The sequence below is a fragment of the Microbispora sp. H10836 genome (genome assembly GCF_012999525.1).
Classification (GTDB): Bacteria; Actinomycetota; Actinomycetes; order Streptosporangiales; family Streptosporangiaceae; genus Microbispora.
Genome location: NZ_JABBWU010000018.1, coordinates 94,969 through 121,342 on the forward strand (window position 1 = coordinate 94,969; position 26,374 = coordinate 121,342).

Annotated in this window: 19 protein-coding genes; 9 read left to right on the forward strand and 10 right to left on the reverse strand. The window is 71.5% G+C overall.

Annotated elements, in window-relative coordinates:
- Positions 1-14 precede the first annotated feature (14 nt).
- Entirely contained in the window at positions 15-1,256 is a 1,242-nt protein-coding gene (gene purD, locus HHX30_RS29120) for a phosphoribosylamine--glycine ligase (protein ID WP_169985605.1), read from the reverse strand.
- A 458-nt stretch (positions 1,257-1,714) separates the two neighbouring features.
- Between purD and corA the strand changes: the two genes are divergently transcribed.
- Positions 1,715-2,833 (forward strand): magnesium/cobalt transporter CorA, encoded by a 1,119-nt coding sequence (gene corA, locus HHX30_RS29125; protein ID WP_169985607.1) that lies wholly within the window; start codon positions 1,715-1,717, stop codon positions 2,831-2,833.
- Positions 2,834-2,962: 129 nt separating this feature from the next.
- Here the strand turns inward: corA and wrbA are convergent, their stop codons facing one another.
- Entirely contained in the window at positions 2,963-3,571 is a 609-nt protein-coding gene (wrbA, locus tag HHX30_RS29130) for an NAD(P)H:quinone oxidoreductase (RefSeq protein WP_169985609.1), read from the reverse strand.
- A gap of 149 nt (positions 3,572-3,720) precedes the next feature.
- Between wrbA and sigJ the strand changes: the two genes are divergently transcribed.
- The 3 genes from sigJ to HHX30_RS29145 all read left to right on the forward strand — a co-directional run bounded on the left by sigJ (position 3,721) and on the right by HHX30_RS29145 (position 6,204).
- Positions 3,721-4,647 (forward strand): RNA polymerase sigma factor SigJ, encoded by a 927-nt coding sequence (gene sigJ / locus HHX30_RS29135; RefSeq protein WP_169985611.1) that lies wholly within the window; start codon positions 3,721-3,723, stop codon positions 4,645-4,647.
- Between the two features lie 145 nt (positions 4,648-4,792).
- Positions 4,793-5,989: a cytochrome P450 gene (locus tag HHX30_RS29140; protein WP_169985613.1), complete on the forward strand. Its 1,197-nt coding sequence runs from the start codon at positions 4,793-4,795 to the stop codon at positions 5,987-5,989.
- A 20-nt stretch (positions 5,990-6,009) separates the two neighbouring features.
- Positions 6,010-6,204 carry a ferredoxin gene (locus HHX30_RS29145; protein WP_169985615.1) on the forward strand — a complete coding sequence of 65 codons (195 nt, stop codon included), beginning with the start codon at positions 6,010-6,012 and terminating at the stop codon, positions 6,202-6,204.
- A gap of 188 nt (positions 6,205-6,392) precedes the next feature.
- Here HHX30_RS29145 and HHX30_RS29150 read toward each other — a convergent pair whose 3' ends face one another.
- The 4 genes from HHX30_RS29150 to fbaA form a co-directional block, all read right to left on the reverse strand.
- Positions 6,393-7,319: a glycerophosphodiester phosphodiesterase family protein gene (locus tag HHX30_RS29150; protein ID WP_169985617.1), complete on the reverse strand. Its 927-nt coding sequence runs from the start codon at positions 7,317-7,319 to the stop codon at positions 6,393-6,395.
- A gap of 73 nt (positions 7,320-7,392) precedes the next feature.
- Positions 7,393-8,676, reverse strand: a complete 1,284-nt coding sequence (locus HHX30_RS29155) for an adenylosuccinate synthase (RefSeq protein WP_169985619.1) — start codon at positions 8,674-8,676, stop codon at positions 7,393-7,395.
- 151 nt (positions 8,677-8,827) lie between these two features.
- Entirely contained in the window at positions 8,828-9,250 is a 423-nt protein-coding gene (locus tag HHX30_RS29160) for a DUF3151 domain-containing protein (RefSeq protein WP_169985621.1), read from the reverse strand.
- Positions 9,251-9,404: 154 nt separating this feature from the next.
- Complete coding sequence (gene fbaA, locus HHX30_RS29165) at positions 9,405-10,427, reverse strand: class II fructose-bisphosphate aldolase (RefSeq protein ID WP_169985623.1); 1,023 nt, start codon at positions 10,425-10,427, stop codon at positions 9,405-9,407.
- A 178-nt stretch (positions 10,428-10,605) separates the two neighbouring features.
- Here fbaA and HHX30_RS29170 point away from each other — a divergent pair, with 178 nt between their 5' ends.
- Together HHX30_RS29170 and HHX30_RS29175 are read left to right on the forward strand one after the other, a co-directional pair.
- On the forward strand, positions 10,606-11,286 hold the full coding sequence (locus HHX30_RS29170) for a DedA family protein (RefSeq protein ID WP_311922902.1): 681 nt from the start codon (positions 10,606-10,608) through the stop codon (positions 11,284-11,286).
- Between the two features lie 99 nt (positions 11,287-11,385).
- Positions 11,386-11,835, forward strand: a complete 450-nt coding sequence (locus HHX30_RS29175) for a DUF4115 domain-containing protein (RefSeq protein WP_169985625.1) — start codon at positions 11,386-11,388, stop codon at positions 11,833-11,835.
- Here the strand turns inward: HHX30_RS29175 and HHX30_RS29180 are convergent.
- A complete protein-coding gene (locus tag HHX30_RS29180) occupies positions 11,807-12,349 on the reverse strand; it encodes an orotate phosphoribosyltransferase (RefSeq protein WP_169985627.1) in 543 nt (180 codons plus the stop codon). The two genes, HHX30_RS29175 and HHX30_RS29180, sit on opposite strands and share 29 nt — an antisense overlap.
- A 188-nt stretch (positions 12,350-12,537) precedes the next feature.
- Here HHX30_RS29180 and HHX30_RS42865 point away from each other — a divergent pair, with 188 nt between their 5' ends.
- Together HHX30_RS42865 and HHX30_RS29190 are read left to right on the forward strand one after the other, a co-directional pair.
- A complete protein-coding gene (locus tag HHX30_RS42865; protein WP_169985629.1) occupies positions 12,538-16,104 on the forward strand; it encodes a sigma factor in 3,567 nt (1,188 codons plus the stop codon).
- 271 nt (positions 16,105-16,375) lie between these two features.
- Positions 16,376-17,905 carry an NYN domain-containing protein gene (locus HHX30_RS29190; protein WP_169985631.1) on the forward strand — a complete coding sequence of 510 codons (1,530 nt, stop codon included), beginning with the start codon at positions 16,376-16,378 and terminating at the stop codon, positions 17,903-17,905.
- Between the two features lie 78 nt (positions 17,906-17,983).
- Here the strand turns inward: HHX30_RS29190 and HHX30_RS29195 are convergent, their stop codons facing one another.
- Together HHX30_RS29195 and HHX30_RS29200 are read right to left on the reverse strand one after the other, a co-directional pair.
- Entirely contained in the window at positions 17,984-18,610 is a 627-nt protein-coding gene (locus tag HHX30_RS29195; RefSeq protein ID WP_169985633.1) for a two-component system response regulator, read from the reverse strand.
- A 3-nt stretch (positions 18,611-18,613) separates the two neighbouring features.
- Entirely contained in the window at positions 18,614-22,825 is a 4,212-nt protein-coding gene (locus HHX30_RS29200) for a HAMP domain-containing protein (RefSeq protein ID WP_169985634.1), read from the reverse strand.
- Between the two features lie 268 nt (positions 22,826-23,093).
- Here HHX30_RS29200 and HHX30_RS29205 point away from each other — a divergent pair, with 268 nt between their 5' ends.
- Complete coding sequence (locus HHX30_RS29205; protein WP_249350563.1) at positions 23,094-24,518, forward strand: PP2C family protein-serine/threonine phosphatase; 1,425 nt, start codon at positions 23,094-23,096, stop codon at positions 24,516-24,518.
- A 19-nt stretch (positions 24,519-24,537) separates the two neighbouring features.
- Here HHX30_RS29205 and HHX30_RS29210 read toward each other — a convergent pair whose 3' ends face one another.
- Positions 24,538-26,328, reverse strand: coding sequence for a prolyl oligopeptidase family serine peptidase (locus tag HHX30_RS29210; RefSeq protein WP_169985638.1), 1,791 nt, complete (start codon positions 26,326-26,328; stop codon positions 24,538-24,540).
- Positions 26,329-26,374: the final 46 nt, after the last annotated feature.

Sequence of the window (26,374 nt, forward strand, 5' to 3'; positions counted from 1 at the left end):
GGAGAGCCGGGGTGTCAGGAGGACGCGGCGGCGAGCGCGATGTCGGAGCGGTGGTGGGAGCCGCGCAGCGTGATCTGCTCCAGGGCCTCGTACGCCCGCGCCCTGGCCTGGGCGACGTCCGCGCCCGTGCCGACCACGTTGAGGACCCGTCCGCCGTTGGACACCAGCCGGTTCTCCGCGTCGAGGGACGTGCCCGCGTGCAGCGCGTACGCGCCCTCGACCGTGACCGGCAGCCCCGCGATCGGGTCGCCCTTCACCGGGTCGGCCGGGTAGTTCTCCGCGGCGAGCACCACGGTCACGGCGGCGCCGTCACGCCACCGCAGCGGCGGGTGCCCGGCGAGCGTGCCGGTCGCGCACGCCAGCAGCAGCCCGCCGAGCGGGGTCTCCAGCCGGTCGAGCACGACCTGGGTCTCCGGGTCGCCGAACCGCGCGTTGAACTCGATCACCCGGGGACCGGCCGAGGTCAGCGCCAGCCCGGCGTACAGCACTCCCGCGTACGGCATGCCGCGCCGGGACATCTCGGCCACGGTCGGGCGCACGATCTCTTCCATGACCCGCTCGGACAGGCCCTCGGGCGCCCAGGACAGGGGGGTGTAGGCCCCCATGCCGCCGGTGTTGGGGCCCTTGTCGCCGTCGTAGGCCCGCTTGAAATCCTGGGCCGGCTGCAGCGCCACGGCGTCCGTGCCGTCGCACAGCGCGAACAGCGACACCTCGGGGCCGTCGAGGTACTCCTCGATGACGACCCGCCCGCACGCCCTGGCGTGCTCCAGTGCCTCCTCGCGGCTGTCGGTCACGACCACGCCCTTGCCCGCGGCCAGGCCGTCGTCCTTCACGACGTACGGCGCGCCGAACGCGTCGAGCGCCGCCGCGGCCTCCTCCTCCGTGGTGCAGGTGTACGCGCGCGCGGTCGGCACTCCGGCGGCGGTCATCACGTCCTTCGCGAACGCCTTGGATCCCTCGATCTCCGCCGCCCGCGCCGACGGCCCGAAGCAGGCGATCCCGGCCTCCCTGACGGCGTCGGCGACGCCGGCGACCAGCGGCGCCTCGGGACCGATCACGACGAGGTCGGCGCCCAGCCGCTCCGCGAGCGCGGTCACCGCCGCGCCGTCGGTCGCCGTGACCTGGTGCAGGGTGGCGACGTCGGCGATGCCGGCGTTGCCGGGAGCACAGTGGACCTCTTCGACGGCGGGGTCGAGCCGCAGGGCCCGGCACAGAGCGTGCTCGCGGCCCCCGGAACCGATGACAAGTACGCGCACCCGTCCATTGTCGCAGTGTTTTCCCGCCTCCCTTCGCTCGGCTGCTCGGGCGCCTTGAGGTCACCTCAGTCCAGACCACGGCCGCGCCCCTAGCGGCTCCCGCGGGCGCCTCAGGGTTGTCTTGAGTGGGGTGGTTCAAGTGGGGATACACACCGATGGCTAGTTTGCTCGGGTTGTTTTTGGCAAGAAGTGCATGATCGACGGCACTTGACGCGGGTACTCTGGAAAAGCCGCCGAGCGGCAATGTGGTAGGTTAGTCAGGCTTCGCGCTGTCTCGTGGCGATTGGAGGTGGTCTGGGATGAATTCTGGTGATCCCGTCAGTACGTGCTCGCGCACGTACGTCGTGCGCATTCCCGACCACTCCGAAACTGAAGCCCGAGGGGCAGCTCACGCCTGTATGAAGGGGTGACATCACGTCGCGCGTAGAGCGTGCCGGCTCGGGCGGGAAGGGACCGCCATGCGCTCCTCTCTGCTCTTTCCCCGCATCAACAGGCACACCCGTGTGCTGCCCACGCACATCGGCGCCGCGTCGATGAACGCCGAGCCCGTCGTCCGCTGCGTGCCGCCGAGCAACTCGCTCGTCGAGTTCGGCGCCTATGTCGCAGGCAAGAAGGTCGCCGCCGGTGGCATACCGGAGGCCGTGCGGCTGGTCCGCGAGCACAACGAGGCCAACGAGATGCCCGACGCGTACGTCTGGGTCGGTCTGCACGAGCCCGCCGCGCCCGAGGTCGAGTGGCTGGCGGAGGTGTTCGGCCTGCACCCGCTCGCCGTGGAGGACGCCATCAAGGCCCACCAGCGGCCCAAGGTGGAACGGTACGGCGACTCGCTGTTCGTGGTGCTCAAGACCGTCGAGTTCCTCGACCACGAGGTGTCGACGGCGAGCAGCGAGATCATCGGCACCGGCGAGATCATGGCGTTCGTCGGGCCCGACTTCGTGGTGACCGTACGGCACGGCCGCTACTGCCCGCTGGGCGAGATCCGCGAGAAGCTCGAGTCGAAGCAGAAGCTGATCAACCGCGGCCCGACGGGTGTCCTGCACGCCATCGCCGACCACGTCGTGGACAGGTACCTGCAGGTGGCCGACCTCATGCAGGCCGAGCTCGAAGAGGTCGAGGCGGCCGTCTTCGCCGAGGTCAGCTCCCGCGACATCAACAGGATCTACCAGCTCAAGCGCGAGATGCTGGAGCTCAAGCGGGCGGTCGGACCGCTCCAGACCCCCTTCAACGCCCTTCCCCAGCGGCGCAGCATCCCCTCCGAGATGCGTGAGTACTTCCGCGACGTCGGCGACCACCTGTCCCGCGTGTGCGAGCAGGTCCAGGCGTCCAACGAGCTGTCCGACTCGATCCTCCAGGCCGCGCTGGCGCGCTCCAACGCCCTCGCGAACGAGGACATGCGCAAGATCTCCTCATGGGTGGCGATCATCTCGGTCCCCACGATGATCGCCGGGATCTACGGGATGAACTTCGACCACATGCCCGAGATCAAGTCCGTGTACGGCTACCCCGTCGTGCTCGGCGTGATGGTCGTCGCGTGCACGCTCCTGCACCGCGCCTTCCGCCGTAACGGCTGGCTCTGACCGCCCTTCCCCCGGGACGCGCCCGGAGGGCGTGCCGTCAGCCTCGGCCGCCGCCCACGCGCGTCCCGGTGGGCGTCTCCCCCTCTCCAGGACGCGCGTGTGCCGGATCAGGCATCGGCGTGTGCCGGATCAGGCGGCGCGGCCGGCCTTCAGCAAGGCCGCGGTGCGGGCGACGCGGCGGGCCTGGTGACGGGCCGCCTCCAAGGACACTTCGCCGGGTGCGCCCTCGCCGGACACGTGCGAGGTGCCGTACGGATTGCCTGACTTGAACTGGACGGGGTCGGTGTAGCCGGGGGGCACGGTGACGCCGCCCCAGTGGTAGAACGTGTTCCCCAACGCCAGGAGGGTGGATTCCTGTCCGCCGTGGGCGGTGCTGGAGGCGGTGAAGGCCGAGTACACCTTGTCCGCGAGCTTGCCCTGGTACCACAGGGGGCCGGTGGTGTCGATGAACGCCCTGAGCTGGCCTGCCGGGTTGCCGAAGCGGCTGGGGGTGCCGAACAGCACCGCGTCGGCCCACTCCAGGTCGTCGTGGACGGCCTCGGCGACGTCGGCGGTGTCCTGGAGGTGCGCGGCCCACTCCGGCCTGGAGCTGACGATTTCCGGTGGGGCCGTTTCCGCGACCTTGCGCAGCCGCACGTGTGCGCCGGTCTTCTCCGCGCCCTCGGCGGCGGCTCGCGCCAAGGCGTGCACGGTGCCCGTGGCACTGTAGTAAATGATCGCGACGTTCACGGGCTCCATGATCGGTTTCCCTCTCCATCGGGGTCGGTCTCAGCGGTACGACGACACACCCCCTCGCTATGTGAGGCGACGCCGCGACCTCACAGTTGGGCCGGACGTCTCGTCGAACCCAGTGAGGACGGATGCGACCAAGGGGGGCCGGAGACACCATGACGATCCAGTCCGAGCCGGAAGGGCTCGACCCGAGCCTGGGCGTGATCATGAACGAGCGGCGCAGGCTGATCAACCTCGCGTATCGGCTCCTCGGCTCCCTGGCCGACGCCGAGGACGTCGTGCAGGAGACCTACGCCCGCTGGTACGCCATGTCGCGGCAGCGGCAGGAGGCCGTCGAGTCCCCCGGCGGCTGGCTGACGACGGTCGCCAGTCGCATCTGCCTCGACCTGCTCGGCTCGGCACGGGCCCGGCGGGAGCGCTACGTGGGGGAATGGATTCCCGAGCCGCTGCCCGAGCCCGCGGAGTGGACCGACGGGCGGCCGGGCATCACCGCCGACCCGGCCGACCGGGTCACCCTGGACGAGTCGGTCAGTATGGCGTTCCTCGTCGTGCTCGACTCGATGACCCCGGCCGAGCGGGTCGCGTTCGTCCTGCACGACGTCTTCCGCTACTCCTTCGCCGAGGTGGCCGAGATCGTCGGCCGCACCCCGGCGGCCTGCCGCCAGCTGGCCTCCTCGGCCCGCCGCCGCATCCGTGACGCACAGGCCCCCGCGACTCCGGCGGCCCGGCGCGCCGGCATCGTGAGGGACTTCAAGCAGGCGTGGGAGGCCGGGGACATCGACGCCCTCATCGGCCTTCTCGCCCCCGGCGCCACGGCGACCGGCGACGGCGGCGGACTCGTCGGCGCCGAGCCCCGTCCGGTCGAGGGCGCCGAGCGGATCGCCCGGTTCTTCGTGGATCGGGCCAGTGCGGTGCCCGGGGTGACGATCCTGGAGTGCACGGTCAATGGCCAGCCCGGTCTGGTGGCCCGGCAGGAGGGCGTCACCGTGTCGGTGATGGCGTTCGATATCGCAGGCGACCGGATCACGCACATCTGGGCGATCCTCAACCCCGACAAGCTCCGGCCGTGGACGGCGCGCTGACAACCAGCGGTATTCGCTTCAACACGTACACTTCATGACCGCAATCATGAGCAATCGGTCATTGCGGTATGTCAGATGATGTTGTTAGGTGGGGGGAGCGGGCCGCTCGACACATCGACCGTTTCCACTCTCGCAGGAGCGTGTCATGACAGAGGCGACACCCCGGTTGGCGACTTTCCCCCTGGCGCGCGAACGTGCCTTCGATCCACCGGACGAACTGGCGCGCCGCCGCGACGAGGCGCCGGTCCAGCGGATGACGTACGCGGACGGGCACGAGGGCTGGCTGGTGACCGGCTACGCCGAGGCACGCGCGATCCTGGCCGACAACCGCTTCAGCACCCGCCCCGAACTGCTGCACTCGCCGATCCCCCAGCGCGGCGAGTTCAACAAGGAGCCGCTGACCCCGGGGTTCTTCCTGCGCATGGATCCCCCCGAGCACACCCGCTACCGCCGCCTCCTGACCGGCCAGTTCACCGTACGGCGGATGAAGCAGCTCGAACCGAGGATCCACGAGATCACCGAGAGCCGGCTCGACGCGATGGAGCGCGAGGGCGCCCCCTCCGACCTCGTCGAGTCCTTCGCACTGCCCATCCCCTCGCTGGTGATCTGCGAGATGCTCGGCGTGCCGTACGAGGACCGGGAGAAGTTCCAGCGCGACTCGGCGGTGCTGGTGAACCTGGACTCGTCGATGGAGGAGGTCCGGGCGGCGGTGCAGGATCTGCTCTCCTACCTGCACGGCCTCGTCGCGTTGAAGGCGAAGGAGCCGGACGACGACATGCTGAGCGGTCTGGTCATGGGCGGAGAGCTGACGACCGAGGAGCTCGGCGGCGTGGCGCTGCTGCTGCTCATCGCAGGGCACGAGACGACCGCGAACATGCTCGGCCTCGGCACGTTCGCGCTGCTGACCAACCCCGGACAGCTCGCCGTCGTGCGGGACGACCCGGCCGCCGTCGACAACGCGGTGGAGGAACTGCTGCGCCACCTCAGCATCGTGCACATAGGGCCGACCCGTACGGCCCTGGAGGACGTGGAGATCGGCGGCGTCCTGATCAGGGCGGGCGAGTCGGTGACGCTGTCCCTGGGGGCGGCGAACCGCGATCCCGGGCGGTTCGAGGGCGGTGACAACCTCGACGTGACCCGGCCGGCGCACGGGCACCTGAGCTTCGGGCACGGCATCCACCAGTGCCTGGGCCAGCAACTCGCCCGGATCGAGATGCGCATCGCCTATCCCGCTCTGCTGCGCCGCTTCCCCAACCTGCGCCTGGCCGTGCCGGCGCGGGAGGTGCCGCTGCGGTCCAAAATGGCGATCTACGGTGTGCACCGCCTGCCGGTGCTCTGGTGAGGAAAGTCGCTGGGGGAACGATGAAGATCAAGGCGGACGCCGGCCGGTGTGTCGGTGCGGGGATGTGCGCGCTCACGCTGCCCCAGGTGTTCGACCAGAGCGAGGACGACGGGACGGTCGTGGTGCTCGACGCCGAGCCCCCGGCGGCCCTCGGGCCCGCCGTGAACAGGGCCGTCCAGCTCTGCCCGTCCGGCGCGCTCGCCGTGGAGGAGTGACCGTGGAGGAGTGAACGCGCGCGACACGCCGGCCCGGGTGACGCTCAGCGACTTGACGCGCACGGTCCGATGCTGTTGGCTGGTAATCGGCTGTGCAAGCCATTCTTGTGGGTGACCCTGGAGCCCCGTCCCGGCCGTCGAAGGCCCGGGCGGGGCTCTTCCCCTGTCCGGCCGCGGAGGGCTGGGCCTCAGGCTCCCACTGTCCTCAGCGGGGTCACGGGATCGGGCAGCGACAGGCCGCGGGCCTTCCACAGGCGGCGCATGCGGTCGGGGTAGTCGGTGACGATGCCGGCCACGCCCATGTCGATCAGGCGGGCGGCCTCGTCGGGCTCGTTGACCGTCCACACCACGACCGGCAGGCCCTGCCGGGCCGCACCTGCCATCAGCGCCTCGTCGACGAGCACGCGGTCGGGGGACAGCGTCGTCGCCCCCACCGCCGCGGCCGCCGCCGCGAGGTCGCCGCCGGCCTCGCCGAGGCGGATGCCGTTCATCCAGGCGGGAGTCATCGTGTCGCGCTCGACCAGGGCGTAGCGCCGCTCGACCATCGGCCTGGCGATCTCCAGGACGCGCCAGTCGAAGCTGAGCAGGGACGCCCTCGACAGCCGGTCGTGCCGGTCGAGTTCGTGCACGACCTCCTCGACGAACCGGCGCGGGTCGGCGCACAGGTCGGGACGGGTGGGATCGGACTTCAGCTCGACGTGGAGGCGCACGTGATCCGCGCCGAGCGCGCCGATCAGGCCGAGCACCGCTCCGAGCGTCGGCATCCGGGTGTCCGGCAGCGGCACCTGCGTGAGCGCGAAGCGGTCGTCCGGCCGCTCCGGCAGGCGTACGCCGACGTCGAGGGTCCGCAACTGGGGCAGCGTGAGCGCGATGATCGGCTTGCCGACGTAGGGGAACATCTCGTCCCCCGGCGCGGCCATCCCGGTGTCGGCGCTGGTCACCGGGGACACGTGCAGGTCGTGGGTGAGCACGAGCTGCCCGTCCGCGGACATGGCGACGTCGAACTCCAGCGCGTCGACCCCCAGCTCCAGCGCGAAGGCCAGGCCGGGCAGGGTGTTCTCGGGCCTCAGGCCCCGGGCTCCACGATGCCCGTGCAGCTCAACGTATCCATGCACAGCGGCGTACCTTACCGCCTCGCCCGTCCGCGGCCCGGAACCCTCCGATTCCGGGCGCGTACGCCACGAATCATCAGATGAGGGAACGGATCTGGATGGTCTGGGTCCGGCCAGGGCCGACGCCGATGGCGGAGATCGGGGCGCCGCTCATCTCCTCCAGCGCCCTGACGTACGCCTGCGCGTTCGGCGGCAGGTCGTCGAACGTCTTGGCGCTGGTGATGTCCTCCTGCCAGCCGGGCAGCTCCTCGTAGACCGGCGTGGCGTGGTGGAACTCGGTCTGCGTCATCGGGATCTCGTCGTGGCGGACGCCGTCGACGTCGTAGGCCACGCAGACCGGGATCCGCTCCAGCCCGGACAGCACGTCGAGCTTGGTCAGGAAGAAGTCGGTCACGCCGTTGATCCGGGTGGCGTACCGCGCGATGACCGCGTCGAACCAGCCGCAGCGGCGGTTGCGGCCGGTGGTCACGCCGTACTCGCCGCCGGTCTGGCGCAGCCAGTCGCCCTGCTCGTCCAGCAGTTCGGTCGGGAACGGCCCGGAGCCCACACGGGTCGTGTACGCCTTCAGGATGCCGATGATCCTGGTCAGGCGGGTCGGCGGGATGCCCGAGCCGGCGCAGGCGCCGCCCGAGGTGGGCGAGCTGGAGGTGACGAAGGGGTAGGTGCCGTGGTCGATGTCGAGCAGCGTGCCCTGCCCGCCCTCCAGCAGCACGACCTTGTCCTGGTCGAGCGCCCGCGAGAGCACGAGCGAGGTGTCGGCGATGTGCGGGCGCAGCCGCTCGGCGTAGCCGAGGTACTCCTCCAGCACCTTCGCCGGGTCGAGCCCACGGCGGTTGTAGATCTTGGTGAGGATCTGGTTCTTCTCGCCCACCGCGGCCTCGATCTTCTTGCCGAGGATGCCGGGGTCGAGCAGGTCCTGCACCCGGATGCCCATGCGGTAGATCTTGTCGCCGTACGCCGGGCCGATGCCGCGGCCGGTCGTGCCGATCTTGGCCTTGCCGAGGAAGCGCTCGCTGACCTTGTCGATGGCCTTGTGCTGCGGCATGATCAGGTGCGCGTTGGCGGAGATCAGCAGCCGCTCGCAGGAGATGCCCCGCTCGGCCAGCCCGTCGATCTCGCTCAGCAGCACACCGGGGTCGACGACCACCCCGTTGCCGATGACCGGCACCACGTCGGGCGACAGCACACCCGTCGGGAGCAGGTGCAACGCGTACTTCTGGTCGCCGATGACGACGGTGTGGCCCGCGTTGTTGCCACCCTGGTAACGCACGACGTAGTCGACGTCACCACCCAGCAGGTCGGTGGCCTTCCCCTTGCCCTCATCGCCCCACTGGGCGCCAACGAGAACGACAGCCGGCATGGTCTAACTCCCGCACCAAGACGAAAGCCCCTGACGCAAGCGCGCAGGGGCCTCTTGCACACAGAGACTACCCGAGGGGCATGCCGCGGGTGAACGCGGTCTTAACTCGCGAGACGGGGACCGCGGCCGGGGCTCCGTGTACGGAAGTCCGTCAGTGATTGGCCGTCAGCGCCTCCGCGGCGGCCGTGCTGCTGTCACGCAGGAACTGGGCGCAGCGCTCGGCCTCGTCCCTCTCGCCGATGGCGTTCGCGGCCCGGGCGAGGGCGTTCAGGCAACGCAGGAACCCCTGGTTCGGCTCGTGCTCCCAGGGGATCGGCCCGTGGCCCTTCCAACCGGCCCGGCGGAGCTGGTCGAGCCCCCGGTGGTAGCCGGTACGCGCGAAGGCGTACGAGGTGACGGCGTGGCCCGCCGCGAAGTAGTCGTCCGCCAGGGCGCCCCAGGCCGCGGAGTAGGCGGGGAAGCGCGCGGCCACGTCGGCCGCCTTGGCACCCGACTCGAGCATCTGCCGCGCCTCGGGGTTGTCCGGCAGCAGGGTGGGCGGCGGGCCGGCAAGGAGGTTCTCGTGCGTTTCCATGTGGACAGTTCTACCTGCCGAACACGCACAGGGGTATGGGCCGCCCGGCGGGAACGGAGATCGATACAAGAATGGATCTTCCGTTCCCGCCTTTTCCCTGGTCCTGCGCCCGGGGCGGGTGGCACGGTCCCCGGCCGTACGGCCGGGGAGGGCGTCACTTGAGCTTGGTGCCCGCGGACTTGAGCTGCTGGCACGCCTCGACGATGCGCGCGGCCATGCCGGCCTCGGCCGACTTGCCGTACGCGCGCGGGTCGTAGGCCTTCTTGTTGCCGACCTCGCCGTCGACCTTCAGCACGCCGTCGTAGTTGCGGAAGATGTGGTCCACGATCGGGCGGGTGAAGGCGTACTGCGTGTCGGTGTCGATGTTCATCTTCACCACGCCGTACGAGATCGACTCGCGGATCTCCTCCAGGGTGGAGCCGGAGCCGCCGTGGAAGACCAGCGAGAACGGCTTCTCCTTGCCGTACTTGGCGCCGACGGCGTCCTGGATCTCCTTGAGCACGCTCGGGCGCAGCTTGACGTGGCCCGGCTTGTACACGCCGTGGACGTTGCCGAACGTGGCGGCCACGACGTAGCGGCCGCGCTCGCCCAGGCCGAGGGTCTCGGCGACGGCCAGCGCGTCCTCCGGCGTCGTGTAGAGCTTCTCGTTGATCTCGCCGACGATGCCGTCCTCCTCACCGCCGACGACGCCGATCTCGATCTCGAGGACGACCTTGGCTGCGGCGGTCTTGTCGAGCAGCTCGGAGGCGATCTGGAGGTTCTCGTCCAGCGGCACGGCGGAGCCGTCCCACATGTGCGACTGGAACAGCGGGTCCTGGCCGCGCGCGACACGCTCGGCGGAGATCTCCAGCAGCGGGCGGACGAACGAGCCGAGCTTGTCCTTCGGGCAGTGGTCAGTGTGCAGCGCCACCGTCACCGGGTACTTCTCGGCGACCACGCGGGCGAACTCGGCGAACGCTACCGACCCGGTGACCATGTCCTTCACGGTGGTGCCGGAGAGGAACTCCGCGCCACCGGTCGACACCTGGATGATCCCGTCGCTTTCCGCCTCCGCGAAGCCGCGCAGCGCGGCGTGCAGGGTCTGCGACGAGGTCACGTTGATCGCCGGGTACGCGAAGCCGCCCTCTTTGGCGCGGTCGAGCATCTCGGCGTAGACCTCTGGAGTCGCGATAGGCATGCGAAGTCATCTCCTTCTGACGGTATGCGGCGTGGCAAGTATCCCGAAGGCCGGGCCGATCGGGAAAGCCGGGCCGGTTCACGGCGCCGGGAAAGCCGCGGTCATTCCGCGATTCACGGTTTTCCACAGCTCTGCCGCTTCTCAGTCTCATCTCATCGGGGACAGGTAGGCTCGCCCCGTGGACGTGCTCTTGGACCTTATTGACCCGAAGTGGTGGCTGAGCATGCTCGGCGCCTTCGCGACGATCGGCGTCATCGCCATCGTATTCGCAGAGACGGGGCTGCTCGTCGGGTTCTTCCTGCCCGGCGACTCGCTGCTGGTGACCGCTGGAATTTTCAGCACCGCGGCCGCGGCGCACGGATTCGGGATCGCGCCCCTGTCGCTGCCCGCCCTGCTGATCGGCGCGCCGCTGGCGGCGGTCGCGGGGGCGCAGTTGGGCCACTTCCTGGGGGCGAAGGTCGGCAGGAGGATGTTCGACAAGCCCGACTCGCGGTTGTTCAAGAGGGAGCACGTCGAGAAGGCGGAGTACTACTTCGAGAAGTTCGGCCCCGCCAAGGCCGTGGTCGCCGCGCGGTTCATGCCGATCGTCCGCACCTTCATGAACCCGGTGGCCGGCGTCCTGGAGATGGACGCGCGACGGTTCTTCGTCTGGAATGTCGTCGGCGGCGTCGTCTGGGTCGAGGCGCTGCTGCTGCTCGGTTATTTCCTGGGCAGCAAGGTCGAGGGCATCGACAGGTTCATCCTTCCCGGTGTCTTCGTCATCGTCCTGCTGTCGGTCATCCCGATCGTGCGCGAGGTGATGAAGAACCGCCGGGCCGCCACCGCCGTCCCCAAGGGCCGCCACCACGCCGACCGGTGACGTCGCTCCTCGCAGGCGGGTGACCTGCGGGAAGTGCTAACGCACAAGAAGTGACCGACGAGTACTGAGATATGCCTCACAACCGCTACTCTCCCGAATGTGGGACGCCACAGGTCTGATCCCCTCGGTATAGCCAGGCTGGCGCTGGTCGGCCTGGCGGTCGTGCTGCTGCTCGCCGTCGTCGTGATCGGCGCGAGGGCGCTGCTGTCCACGCTCGGATCGGAGGAGCCCGCGACCGGCGCGTCCTCCACCCCGTCGGCGCAGCCCTCCGCCGAGCCTTCCGCGGAGCCCTCCGCGCCCCGCGTGCCCACCGTGCGCGTGGTGTGCCAGGCCGACCGGTGCCCCGTGTTCGTCCGGGTGCCTGGCGGCGACGTGCTCATCGACCGGGACCTGGCCCGGGGCGAGCAGGCGTCCTACTTCCAGCCCGAGCTCGACGTCGTCCTCGACGACGCGAGCACGGTTCAGGTCTTCGAGAACGGAAGCGCCAGATCCCCCGGGCCGCCCGGCGAGCGGCAGGCGTTCAGTGTGAAGCGATCCCCAAGTCAGTGAGGGAGTAGGCGGAGCGATACGGCACACCGGTGGCGGCCAGCGCCTCGTCGCCGCCCCGGTGCACGATCGTCGCGATGCCCACGACCTGGGCGCCGGCCTCGCGCAGCGCCTCCACGGCGGTGAGCACGGACCCGCCCGTCGTGGTCGTGTCCTCCACCGCCAGCACCCGGCGTCCGGCGACGTCGGGGCCCTCGATCCTGCGCTGCAGGCCGTGCGCCTTACCCGCCTTGCGCACCACGAAAGCGTCGAGCGTGCGTCCGCGGGCCGCCGCGGCGTGCAGCATCGCCGTCGCCACCGGGTCGGCGCCCAGCGTGAGACCGCCGACCGCCTCGTAGCCCAGGTCCTCGGTCAGATCCAGCATCACGCGGCCCACGAGCGGCGCCGCCACCCCGTCCAGGGTGATGCGGCGCAGGTCGACGTACCAGTCGGCCTCCTTGCCGGAGGACAGCACGACCCGGCCGTGCACGATGCCCTTGTTCTTGATCTCGTCCAGCAGTCTCTCGCGGTCACTCATGAGGCTCAGCGTACGGCCGGTCACGCCGTGCGGGCCGTACGGGTCCGGCGGCCGGACGCGGCGTGCGACGACTACGCAGAGTAAAGAGGTCTCAGCGGTTTAGCCAGGACACGGACTGCGGAATGTATCGCCGTGCAACTCATCGTAATCGCGAGGTCGCAATGCGTAGAGAAGTCCGGCATACCGACATGGAACTGCTCGAGGCCGTGCGGGGAGGGGACACGGCGGCCTTCGGGACGCTCTACCGGCGGCATTCGGTCGCCGCGCGGTCGCTGGCGCGGCGGATCGCGCAGAGCGAGGACGCGGTGGAGGACCTCCTCGCCGAGACCTTCGCGAGGGTCCTGGAGGTGGTGCGGCGGGGCGACGGCCCCGCCTCCGCGTTCCGGCCCTATCTCCTCGGGTCGCTGCGTCGCTACGCCGCCACCGGAGTGGTCGACCTGGCCGACGGCGACTCCCTCTACGTGGATCCGGAACTCGCGGGGCTGGAGCGCTCGCCGCTCGCCCGGGCGTACCGCTCGTTGCCGGAGCGCTGGCGCGCGCTGCTGTGGCACGTGGAGATCGAGGGCGGCGGTCCCGCCGACGCGGGCCCGCTGGTCGGCCTGTCGGGCAGGGCCGCGGCCGACCTCACCCGGAGGGCCCGCCGGGGCCTGCGGGAGGCGTACGTGCGGCTGCACCTGGAGGACGGTCCCCGGGCCGAGTGCCGGCCGATCGTGTCGATGATCCTTCGTTATCTCGAGAGCGGTCTGCCCAAGGGGGAGGCCGCCGCGGTCGACGCCCACGTGGCCGAGTGCATCGACTGCCGGTCGGTCTTCCTCCAGCTGGTCGATCTCACCCAGGAGTTGCGGGCCGTCGTCGGCCAGCTGGTCGCCGGGCCGGCTGTGGACGACTACCTCGCCGATCTCGCCACCGCCACCACCGCGCGCTCGCGGTCGTACGGCGGGGCACGGGCGCGGCTGGAGGCGGCCCGCCAGCACGTGAGGATGGTGAAGAGCCGTGCGGACCGCCGCATGAGGAGAGTCCTGCGGGCCGCGCGGGACCGGCCCGCGGGGCGGGCGCACGCGCTGCTCCGAGAGGCGTACGGCAGGGCGCGGACGACGGCCCGGCGTCTGTACGGGAAGGCGGGCGCGCTGCCGGGGGCGGCATACGGCGGGACGCGGACGACGATCCGGCGCGTGTACGGGAAGGCCGGCGCGCTGCCGAGGGCGGCGTACGTCCGGGTGCGGGCGGCGCTGGCGCGGCTGTCGGCACTGGTGCGGAGCATGCCGACGCCGCATCGGGCGGTGCTGGGAGGCATCGCCGTGGCCGGCCTCGCGACCGCCGCCTTCCTGCTCGTCGCCCAGCCGATGGAGACGCTGTCCGCGGGCCGCTCCGGGGAACGGGCCCTGGACCGTCCGCGGCCCGCGGACGGCGCCGCCTCTTCGCGGACCGCCGCCGGTGACACCGAATCCGCGGGGACTCCGTTTCCGTACGACCGGCCGAGGCCGCACCCGTGGACGTCCGGGAGCGCCGCCGACCAGCCGGGCGCGGGCATCGCGCTCGGCATGCCCGAGATCACCGGCAGGGCCGGCCCGGGCACCGATCGGCGGTCACCGCGCGAGGAGACCACGGGAACGCCGCCCGCCTCCGGCCACGCGGGTGAGGATCGCCCCGGCCGCGAGGGCGGAGAGCACGCGGCTGCCGACGCAGACGGCGGGGGACGGGCGAACCGGCGTCCGGCGAGCGGCCGCCCGGTGGGGGAGCCCAGGACGGTCACGGCCCTCCCGCGCCGCGAGCAGGGTTCCGGCCACGCGGACGCTGCGCGGGGTCCGGTTCCCGAACGGCAACGGGTGCGGGGTCAGCTCTCCCGGCATCCCTACCAGGAACATCCCGAGCAGGCCCGTGCCCAGGCCGGCACCCGGGCTGAGGCGCAGGGCGGCGCGCGGGCGGGGTCGCGGCAGGAGCCGGGGGCGACTCGTGACCGGCGCGAGCCACAGGCCCGCAACGCCGCCACACGGCGCGCCCCGCTCGCACGGCCGGGCGGCTCGCAGGCCGGGGAGCGTGCCCGATCGACGGGCCGGAGCGACACCGGCGCCCAGAAGACCGCAGGCAGCCTGGGAAAGGCGAAGGGAGCGGGGAGCCCGGGGAAGGCGAAGGGAGCGGGGAGCCCGGGGAAGGCGAAGGGAGCAGGGAGCCCGGGGAAGGCGAAGGGAGCAGGGAGCCCGGGGAAGGCGAAGGGAGCAGGGAGCCCCGGGAAGGCGAAGGGAGCAGGGAGCCCCGGGAAGGCGAAGGGAGCGGGGAGCCCCGGGAAGGCGAAGGAGGCGCTCGCCGTCGCCGTCGATCCGCTCGGCGCCCTGCTGCGCGGCCAGCCCGGGCTCGTCGCCGTACGGCTGCGCAACGCGGGCGACGCCGCCACCGGTGACGTCACCGCGACGGTGACCTTGCCACCCGGCGTCCGCTACCTGGACCAGGACGGGCGCGGCGGGCGGGGCCACGAGGCGAAGCCGGGCGCCCTCGGGCAGAACCACCCGCGGCAGGACGGCGTGCGGGAGGACGGCGCGGCGAGTGACAGCGCCGATCAGGAGCGCGCGGCGGGTAGGGGCGCGGACCGAGCCCAGAACGAGGCGATGCGGAACGACGTGCGGCGGAACGGTGTGCGGGAGGACGGCGCGGCGCGTGACAGCGCCGATCAGGACCGTGCGGCGGGTAGGGGCGCGGGCGACGCGCGGACGCGGAGCGGAGCGGGCGACGGCTGGTCGTGTGAGGCGTCGGGACGTCTGGTGCGGTGTGCCCGGGGACCGCTCGCCGCCGGTGAGGTCACGGCGATCTTCCTGAAGGTGGCGGTGGCCGCGGACGCGCCCACGGGACGGGCGTTCACGGTGCGGGTGCGGGCGGGGCGGCTGGAGAGCACCGCCCAATCGACCGTGGGAGTGCGCGCCTCGGGCGCGGCGGCGCGCTTCGCCGCGGACGGCCGCCTCGCCGCCCGGGTCGTCGGCAACGTGCTCGTGGGCTCCGCCGCGTCGTCCGGCCCCTGCGGAGCCGCCTCGGGCGGCCGCGGCCGGAGCCCGGGCGTCAGCGTGCCGGTCGATCTCGACAGGGACCCCTCGACGGGCACGTCCAGTTGCGCCGATCTCGACCTGCCGGCCGGAGGCCACGTGCTGTGGGCGGGCCTCTACTGGGCGGGCGGCGGCCGGGGGGCGGTTCCCGCGCAGGACATCCGGGTGCGCGCTCCGGGAAGGCCCGGATACGCGACCCTGCACGCCGCCGAGGTCGCCCGGCGGGACCTGCCGAGCGGTTCCGGTTATCAGGCGTTCGCCGAGGTGACCTCTCTCGTCCGTGCGGCGGGCGGGGGCCGCTGGTGGGTCGCGGGCGCCCCGGCGCGTGCGGGTACGGTCCGGCACTCCGCCTGGGGCCTGGTGGTGATGGTCGCGGACGTGCGGCAGCCGTACACGCGGGCGGTGGTGCTGGACGCCGCGGCGGTGATCGGGAACGAGGAGAGGGCCCTGCGGCTCCCCCTCGACGGCCTCGCCCCGGACGGCGCGCCCGCGCGGATCGATCTGATGGTCTGGAACGGTGAGGGGGTCAGGGCGGGCGTCGTCACCATGGGGGATCGTGAGGACCGGCGCGGTTCGGGCGTCCTGGGCCGCGCGGATCCCGGAGGTGTCGCGGTCGACACGCTCCACGCCCTCCTGGGACCCCACCCCGCGCTCCAACTGGCCACCAGACGCGACCCCGTCTTCTTCGGCGTCGCGGTCGTGAGCGCACGGACGTGGTCTTGACATCCCCTGACTGGGATGCCCGACCGTCACCGTCCGGCGTGTTCACGGACTCCGCGGCCCGTATCCGTCCAAGGGCGGTCGTGCGATAACAAATTGGTGGGAGGCGATACTTGGACAAACTGGTACGGTCGGCGTGAACGCTTCCGACCCCAGGGGTGTTGGCGTCCCGATCCCCCCACCAGGCGGGCGAGGGCTGAATCGCCGGGAATCAGCCTCGCGGGAACACACGCTTGACTACCCTGAGAGGGCCACGTAGGAAGGGCGGTGTCGCGTGGATCGCTGCGCGCTGTTCGTTGACGCCGGCTACTTGCTGGCAGACGGCGCGATGGCCGTCCATGGGACCCGCCATCGCGAGGCCGTCTCCTGGGACTATCCGAGCCTGCTGCAGTTCCTGACGACCTTGTCAAGAGAGCGGACGGGCCTGCCGCTTCTGCGCTGCTACTGGTACGAGGCGACCGTCGAGGGCCGCCGTACGCCGGAGCACGACGTGCTGGCGGACATCCCCGGGCTCAAGCTCCGCCTCGGCCGCATCCGGCCGGGCCGCAGGGAAGGCGTGGACGCCCAGGTTCACCGTGACCTCATGACGCTGGCGCGCAACAACGCGGTCTGCGACGCGGTCGTGGTCAGCGGCGACGAGGACCTCACCCAGGTGGTGAGCGACGCGCAGGACCTCGGCATCCGCGTGACCGTCATGCAGATCGCCACCGACGGCGCATGGTCGGCGGCGCGCACCCTGCGGCAGGAGTGCGACGACCTCATCGAGATCGGGAGCGGCCATCTCCGGCCGTTCGTCACGATGCTCACCGGGGCGGACCCGAGCCCCGGCGTCGGCAACGGCCAGTCCCACGGCAACGGTCAGTCCCACGGCAACGGCCTCGTCCCCCACGGCGGAAACGGCTCGCTGTCCAACGGGACCCACCTCAACGGTTCCCACCAGAACGGGACACCCTCGCAGGGTAGCCACGCCACCGGCCTGCACGGTGGGGCGGTGACGGGAGCGCACGGCACCCCGCCGCAGGACCACCTGAGCGCTTCCGGAGCGGCCTCGAACGCCACCCAACCGCACCCCACGGGGACACACACGGGGACACCGGGCACGGGAAGCCACAGCGCCGGGTCGCACGGCGTGGGCAGCCACGGCAGCGGCGCCCACGGCAGTGACTCCCACGGCGCCGGCTCTCAAGGCATCGGCTCCCAGGGCGCGGGCGCACACGGGACGGGTGCACACAGCGGCGGGCGGTCCTCCGCCGCCCACGCGCGTCCGGCTCTTCCAGCGCAGCCGTCCCCGCCGGTCTACAACGGGTACTCGCCGGAGTCCCAGCAGCCGCCCACCCAGCCCGCTCCGCCGCGCCAGGCTCAGCCGCCCGTGAGCACACCGCTGCCGGCTCCCCCGGCGTCCACCCCGCCGTCGCCGCCCCCGGGGGGCCAGCCGCCGCCGAGCAGCCCGGTGCAGAGCCAGCAGTACGGCTCCGGCCACGCCGCCTACTCGCCCTCACAGCTGGGGCCGTACACGGGCCCGCAGCCCGCTCCGGTGCCCGTGCAGACCGGAGGCACCACGACGCTCGCCGAGGCGGTCAAGGCGGCGCACAAGGAGGGGCACGACTTCGGCGAGTCGGTCGCCCGCGACGCCCCCGCGCTGTGGCTGGAGGCCGTGCTCGCCCGCAAGCCCCGGATGCCGTCCGACCTCGAGGCCCGCCTCCTGCAGGGGTCCTCGCTGCCGATCGACTTCCTGCTGCACGACGAGGTCAGGCACGCCCTGCGCCGCGGCTTCTGGGACGCCCTCGAGCGCGCCCGCCGCTGACCCCGGCGGCTGTCCTTGCCATGGCGGCCCATGGCGCGGCGCACCCCGCGCCCGTACGTCAGGTCAGGGCACGTTGGCTCAGCCGAGGGCGTCGAAGCCGGCCCGGAGGTGGGCGACGCGTTCGGTCAGTTCGGCGACCGCGCCGTTGAGGGGCGCGTCGGCGGACTTGTCCGCCAGTTCGCGCACCCGCCGCAGCTCGTCCTCGACGGCGGTGACGCGGCCGGCCAGCTCGGCCAGTACGGAGGCGTGGTCGCCGCCGTCCGGCAACTCGTTCGACAGGCGTTCGCGCAGCAGTGCCGCCTGCTCGGAGAGCCGCCGGTTCATCGTGTAGAGCTCCACGAACACGGCGACCTTGGCGCGCAGCACCCAGGGGTCGAACGGCTTGGTGAGGTAGTCCACCGCCCCGGCGGCGTACCCACGGAAGGCGTAGTCGGGGGCGCTGTCGACCACGGTCAGGAAGATGATCGGGATGTTCCTGGTGCGCTCTCTCCGCTTGATGTGCGCGGCGGTCTCGAAGCCGTCCATGCCCGGCATGCGTACGTCGAGCAGGATGAGGGCGAAGTCGGTCGACAGGAGGGCTTTCAGCGCCTCCTCCCCGGACCGGGCCCGTATGGGCACGACGTCCAGCGAGCTGAGGATCGCCTCCAGAGCGATCAGGTTCTCCTCGCGGTCGTCGACCAGCAGGACCCTGGCGCGGTCAGCCATCGATCACGTCTCCTGGGCGTCTCGGGACTCCGGGGCCGGCACGCCCCTCGTTCGTTCTGTGCCCCCGCCGCGGCCGCGCATGAGCCATCCGCGCAGCCGCTCGAGCAGCCGGTCGACGTCGACGGGCTTGGGCACGTAGTCGGACGCGCCGGACGCGATGCTCTTCTCGCGGTCGCCCCGCATGACCTTCGCCGTCAGCGCGATGATCGGCAGGTCGGCGAACTGCGGCATCGTGCGGATCGCCGAGGTCGTGGCCCAGCCGTCCATCTCGGGCATCATGATGTCCATCAGCACGAGCGCCACGTCCTCGTTGCGTTCGAGCTGCTCGATGCCCTCGCGGCCGTTCTCGGCGTACACGACGGTCGAGCCGTGCCGCTCCAGCACGCTGGTCAGCGCGAAGACGTTGCGGATGTCGTCGTCCACGATGAGGATCTTGGCCCCGGTCAGCGGGTCGTCCCCCTGCCAGTCATGGCCGTCCACCAGCGGCGTGTACTGCGGGACCGGCAGGTCGGTCGGGAGCGGGATCTCCGGGAGGATGTCCTTGATGTGCAGGTCGGGCACCTCGTCCTCGCGTCCCTCCGGTTCGGTGGGCGTGGCGATCGCGCCGCCGTCGGGTGCGGCGAGCGGCCCCGAGTAGTTCGGGGGCAGGTACAGCGTGAACGTGCTGCCCTCTCCGGGGACGCTCTGGACGTGGATCTCGCCGCCGAGCAGGCGGGCGATCTCCCGGCAGATCGACAGGCCGAGGCCGGTGCCGCCGTACTTGCGGCTGGTCGTGCCGTCGGCCTGGCGGAACTGCTCGAAGATCACTTCGAGCTTGTCCGGCGCGATGCCGATGCCGGTGTCCACGACCCTGAAGGCCAGCATGTCCTCCGGCGAGCCCTGCAGCTTCTCGTCCACATAGGGGACGTCGACGGGTGCGCGGGTCACCTCCAGCCTGACCTCGCCCTCGTGGGTGAACTTCACCGCGTTGGACAGCAGGTTGCGCAGCACCTGCTGCAGCCGCTGCTCGTCGCTGCGCAGCTCGTGCGGCACGGAGGGGTCGACCTGGACCGCGAACGACAGGCCCTTGTCCTGCGCGAGCGGGGCGAAGGTCGCCTCCATGTAGTCGACCAGCGCGGACAGCGACATCCCCTGCGGATGGATGTCCATCCGGCCCGCCTCGACCTTGGACAGGTCGAGGATGTCGTTGATCAACTGCAGTAGCGCCGAACCGGCGTCGTGGATCGTACGGGCGAACTCGACCTGCTGCGGCGTGAGGTTGCCCTCGGTGTTCTCCGTCAGCAGCTTGGCGAGCACGAGCAGGCTGTTGAGCGGGGTGCGCAGCTCGTGGGACATGTTCGCGAGGAACTCGGACTTGTAGCGCGAGGAGACCGCGAGCTGCTCGGCCCGTTCCTCCAGCGTCCGCCGGGCCTGCTCGATCTGGAAGTTCTGGATCTCGATGGCGCGGTTCTGCTTGGCCAGCAGCGCCGCCTTGTCCTCCAGCTCGGCGTTGGACCGGCGCAGCTCCTCCTGCTGGCGCTGGAGCTCGTCGGAGCGCTCCTGCAGCTCGATCGCGAGCCGCTGCGACTCGGTGAGCAGGTCCTCGGTCCGGGAGTTGGCCATGATCGTGTTGATCGTGACGCCGATGGTCTCGACGAGCTGGGTGAGGAACGCCAGGTGGACCTCGCTGAACTGCCGGAACGAGGCCATCTCGAGGACGCCGAGCACCTTGTTCTCGAAGAGGATCGGCAGCACGACGATCTGAGCCGGGTTCGACCGGCTGAGCCCGGTCTCGACCGTGATCGAGTCGACCGGCACGTTCTCCAGGATGATCTGATCGGCCTCCAGCGCGGCCTGGCCGATGATGCCCTCGCCCAGTTCGAAGCTCGGCTTGGGAGCCGAGCCGGGCTGGATGCCGTACCCGGCGATGAGGTTGAGCCGGCCGTCGTCGTACAGGTAACAGGCGCCGTGGCTGGCCGAGACGAGCGGGGTGAGCTCGCTCATGATCAGCCGGGCGACCTCCATCAGGTCGCGGTGGCCCTGCATCAGGCGGGAGATCCTGGCCAGGTTGGACTTGAGCCAGTCCTGCTCCTGGTTGGTCTTGGTCGTCTCGCGCAGGGTGGCGACCATCGTGTTGATGTTGTCCTTGAGCTGGGCCAGCTCGCCCGGCGCCTCCACGGTGATCGACCGGGTGAGGTCGCCCCTGGCGACCGCGCTGGTCACCTCGGCGATCGCGCGGACCTGGGTGGTCAGGTTGCCGGCCAGCTCGTTCACGCTCTCGGTGAGCCGCTTCCAGGTGCCCTCGACGCCTTCGACCCGGGCCTGGCCGCCGAGCTGGCCCTCCGAGCCGACCTCGCGGGCGACGCGGGTCACCTCGGAGGCGAAGGACGACAGCTGGTCGACCATGGTGTTCATGGTGCTCTTGAGCTCGAGGATCTCGCCCTGGGCGTCGACGTCGATCTTGCGGGTCAGGTCGCCGTTGGCGACGGCGGTGGTGACCTGGGCGATGTTGCGCACCTGGTAGGTGAAGTTGTTCGCCATCGAGTTGACGTTGTCGGTGAGGTCCTTCCAGACGCCCGACACGCCGGGGACGCGCGCCTGGCCGCCCAGGCGTCCCTCGGTGCCGACCTCGCGGGCGACGCGGGTCACCTCGTCGGCGAAGGCGGACAGCTGGTCGACCATCGTGTTCATCGTGTCCTTGAGCTCCAGGATCTCGCCCTGGGCGTCCACCGTGATCTTCTTGGACAGGTTGCCCTGCGCCACGGCGGTGGAGACGACGGCGATCTGACGAATCTGCGACGTCAGGTTGTTGGCCATGAAGTTGACGTTGTCGGTGAGGTCCTTCCAGATGCCCGACACGCCGCGCACCTGCGCCTGGCCGCCCAGGCGTCCCTCGGTGCCGACCTCGCGGGCGACGCGGGTCACCTCGGAGGCGAAGGACGACAGCTGGTCGACCATGGTGTTCATGGTGCTCTTGAGCTCGAGCATCTCGCCCTGGGCGTCGACGTCGATCTTGCGGGTGAAGTCGCCGTTGGCGACGGCGGTGGTGACCTGGGCGATGTTGCGCACCTGGTAGGTCAGGTTGTTCGCCATCGAGTTGACGTTGTCGGTGAGGTCCTTCCAGACACCCGACACGCCCTTCACCTCGGCGCGGCCGCCCAGCTTGCCCTCGGTGCCGACCTCGCGGGCCACCCGGGTGACCTCGTCGGCGAACGCCGAGAGCTGGTCGACCATCGTGTTGAGGGTCTCCTTGAGCTCCAGGATCTCGCCCTGGGCGTCCACCGTGATCTTCCTGGACAGGTCGCCCTTGGCCACGGCGGTGGAGACGACGGCGATCTGCCGCACCTGCGAGGTGAGGTTGTTGGCCATGAAGTTGACGTTGTCGGTGAGGTCCTTCCAGACGCCCGACACGCCGCGCACCTGCGCCTGGCCGCCCAGCTTGCCCTCGGTGCCCACCTCGCGGGCCACCCGGGTGACCTCCTCGGCGAACGCCGAGAGCTGGTCGACCATCGTGTTGACGGTGTGCTTCAGCTCCAGCATCTCGCCGACGGCGTCGACGGTGACCTTGCGGCTCAGGTCGCCGCCCGCGACGGCGGTCGTCACCTCGGCGATGTCGCGGACCTGCGCGGAGACGCGGTCGGACATCGTGTTGACGGCCTCGGTGAGATCGCGCCAGCTGCCCGACATGCCGCGCAGGTTGGCCCGGCCGCCCAGACGGCCCTCGGTGCCGACCTCGCGGGCCACGTGGGTCACCTCGGAGGTGAACAGCGAGAGCTGGTCGACCATGCCGTTGATGGCCTTGCCCAGCCGCCGTACCTCGCCCCGGGCCGCGCGGTTCAGGTCGATCCGGCGGGACAGGTCGCCCTTGGCCACGGCGTCGATGACGTCGGCGGCGCCGCTGACCGGCGTCACGATGGCGTCGATGAGATCGTTGACCGAGCCCACGCTCTCCGCCCACGCGCCGACGCCCGGCCCCGGGCTCAGCCGTTCGGTGAAACGGCCCTCCTTGACGATCTCACGGCGCACTCGGGCCAGCTCGTTGGCCAGATGTTCGCGCCGGTCCGCCACCTCGTTCAGCAGCAGCCGGATCTCACTGAGGATTCCCGGCGGGGCGTGGGACACGCGTCGGCGGAAGTCGCCGTCCCGCCATGTGATGAGCGTCTCCAGGAAGGGGACGAGGTCGGATTCGCGGTAGACCCGTTCGGTCCCGGCCAGCTCGGCGTTGGCGGGCGACATTTAGCCTCCTTTACCCCGATCGGGGCTGACGCGACCAAGGCATATGGCCTCATACGGCCTGTCCAGCCGCGGACTCCATGCCAGTCTGTCACGTTCGGCGGGATGCGGGGCCCCCTTGCTTGACCCGAGGTCAGCCGGAAGTGTGGTAAGCACAATGGTGGTGACAACTACCCCTCGAGCCGTTCTGGCGGCGTCCTTCACGCCGGGCCAGACGGCCGTACCCGAAGCGAAGCGGTTCACGCGCGAGGTGATGACAGCGTGGGCCGCCATGTCGGTGTACCCCGAGGCCGAGCGCCTGGTGGGGGAACTCGTCGTGGAGGCGGCGGGCGCGCCCTTCGAGGTGGTGTGGCTTCACCACGGCGAGTCCATCCAGGTGGAGGTCAGGGAGAAGGCGGACGGCCAGGATTTCGGGCCGCCGGCCGACGCCGTCACCTGGGGGGTCACGTTCACCCCGTCGCTGCGTACCCGCTGGGCCCGCCTGGAACTGCCCGGCCGGGAGCCGGTGCAGAGCGACGAGTGGCTGCTCGAGGCCGCGCACGGCCCGGGCTGGCTGGGCTTCCTCGCGGACGCGAGCGACCTGCTCGCGGGCACGCTCAACCCGGAGATGGTCCCGGCGATCGTCGCGCAGATCGTGGTGCCGCGCCTGGCGAGCTGGTGCGCCGTCTACACCGCGCAGGACGGGTCGGGGGAACTGCGGCCCGCCTATCTCTGGCACGCGGACGAGACCCAGATCGACGCCATGCGCGACGAACTGGAGGAGATCTCGCTGCCCGCGGACGACGACCCCGCCGTGCTGCCGATGAGCGAATGGCAGGCGCTGGCGTACCCGCTGACCGCGCGGGGGCGGCGGCTCGGCGTGATGTGCCTGGGCCGGCGCGACCGCTTCCCCGACGAGGCCATGCAGATCGCCGAGGACCTCAGCCGCCGCGCGGCGCTGGCGCTCGACAACGCGCGCCTGTACGCCCAGCAGGCGGCGGCCAACCGGGCGCTCCAGCGCAGCCTCCTGCCGCCCGACGAGCCCACCACCCCGGGGCTCGACTTCCACGTGATCTACGAGCCGGCGGGGGAGAACAACGAGGTCGGCGGCGACTTCTACGACCTGTTCCCGATCGCGGAAGGAGTCTGGCGCTTCGCGATCGGCGACGTCTGCGGCACCGGGCCGGAGGCCGCCGCGGTCACCGGGCTGGCCCGTCACACGCTCCGGCTGCTCGCCCGCGAGGGGTACGGCGTGGCCGCCGTCGTGGGCCGGCTCAACCAGGCCATCCTGGAGGAGGGGGAGCGCGCCCGCTTCCTGACCCTGCTGCACGGCCAGATCACGGTCATGCCGGAGGGCCTCGACATCCGTCTCGTCTCCGCCGGGCATCCGGAGGCCCTGCGGCTGCGGCCGAACGGCGACGTCGAGGTCGTCGCCTCGCCGCAGTCGCTGCTCGGGGTGTTCCCCGAGGTGAAGTTCCAGGAGGACAGCCTGCGGCTCACTCCGGGCGACGTGCTGCTGGGCGTGACCGACGGGGTCACCGAGCGGCGGTCGGGCAACCGGCTGCTCGACGACGACGGCGGCCTGGCCAAGCTCCTGGCCGAGTGCGTGGACCTGTCCGCCCGCGCGGTGGCCGAGCGCATCCGCCGCGCCGTACAGGACTTCGCGCCCGTGCCGAGCGCCGACGACCTGGCCATCCTCGTCCTGCGCGCGCCCTAGAGCCCAGGTACGACAGATCTTAGGCACGACCCAGGGCTCGGGCGGCGAAGGCGATGGACGCGGCCATTCTGTGCACCCGCTCCTCGACGGCCGGCGTGCCCGGATCGGCGTCGTACCGGTACACGGCCGCCTCCCTGCCGTGGCCGGCCAGGGCCCGCACATAGCGCTCGACCTGCCGGGCCGGGCAGCGCCGGTCGTTCACCCCCGTGAGGATCAGCAGCGGCGCGGTCACCATGTCGGCGTACGTGATCGGGGAGGACGCGGCGTACCGTTCGGGCACCTCGTCCGGGGAACCGCCCAGCAGCGCCCGGTGCACCGCGCGCATGCATTCGGCCTCGTCCTCGTACGCCGCCGCGTGGTCGGCGATGGGGGCGGCGGCGATCCCCGCCGTCCACGACTTCGGCTGGGTGCCGAGCGCCAGCAGGGTCAGGTAGCCGCCCCATGCCGTGCCGGCGAGCACGAGGCGGTCCGGGTCGGCGATGCGGCGCTCCACCGCCCAGTCGCGCACCGCCGCCACGTCGGCCAGCTCGATGTGGCCGATGTCGCCGCGCAGCGCGTCGCGCCAGGCGGAGCCGTAGCCGGCCGACCCCCGGTGGTTCACCCGGATCACGGCGAAACCGCTGTCGACCCACGCCGCGACCTGCGGCTGGAACGAGTCGTCGTCCTGGCCGCCCGTGCCGCCGCCGAACCCCGGCAGCGCGCTGCGCAGCAGGAACACCGTCGGGTACGGCGCGGCCACCCGCTCGGGCCGGGAGACGAGGGCGTGGATGCGCCCGCCCGGGCCCTCCACGTCGATGTCCTCCAGCGGCACGGACGGCGGCGGCGTGCGCCCGGGGCTGAAGACCACGTGGCCGTTGCTCGACCTGACGACCGGCGGGTGGGCGGCGCTCGACCAGGCGTACTCGACGGTGCCGTCGGGGCGCGGCGCCGCCGCCTCGATCACCCCGTGCGGGCTCTGGATCGGGGTGAGGCCGCCGCCGGCGAGGTCGTAGCGCAGCAGTTCCGTGCGTCCCCGCTGGTTGTGGATGATGAGCAGGGCCCGGCCGTCGTCGTACCAGTCCGCGGAGATCTCGCCGCGCACCCGCAGCCAGATCTCCCGCTGCTCGCCGGTCACCGGGTCCCACACGAGCGGTTCGCGGCGGCCCCGGCGCTCGTGCAGGACGAGCAGGCGCCGGTCGCCGGGGACGGGGGCGAACCTGCAGCCGGTCACGCCTCTGCCCGGTCCGTCGTTCAGCTCGGCGACCGTCGAGCCGTTCGCCCTGATGACCCGTACGGCCGGGTGCAGGGCGTCGCCGTGCTCGCTGTGGTTGACGGCGATGAGCGAGCCGTCGAGGGACATGTCCGCGACCGCGGCGTACTCGTCGTGGCGGTACAACGTGACCGGCTCGCTCCCGGGCCGGGCCAGCAGGATCTCGAAGCCGTCCCGGGAGGAACGGCCGACGGCCGCGGCGCCGTCCGAGGCGAGCGCGAGCCCGCACGGGTGGCCGGGCGGTATGGCCAGGGGCTCGTCCGGGCCGCCGTGGAACGGCTGACGCGACCACACGCCGTATCCGTCGCCCCGCCCGTCGCCGTCCGTGTCGCCGAACCACCAGATCCACCGGCCGGCGGGGTCGATCGCGCCGTACCGGGTGCCGCGGGCGCGGTCGGTGACCTGGCGGATCTGCCCGCTCGACCGGTCCCAGGCGTAGATCTCCCACGCGCCGGAGGCGTTGCCGCGGTAGACGGCGCGGTGCGGCGCCTGACGCGCCCACGTGGGCAGGGTCACCCGCGGTGCCCGGAACCTGGCCTGCCAGCGTTCCTCGGCCTTCATGCCGGCCCTCCCCAGGTGCTCCTACGGGGTCGGGTTCAGTATGTCC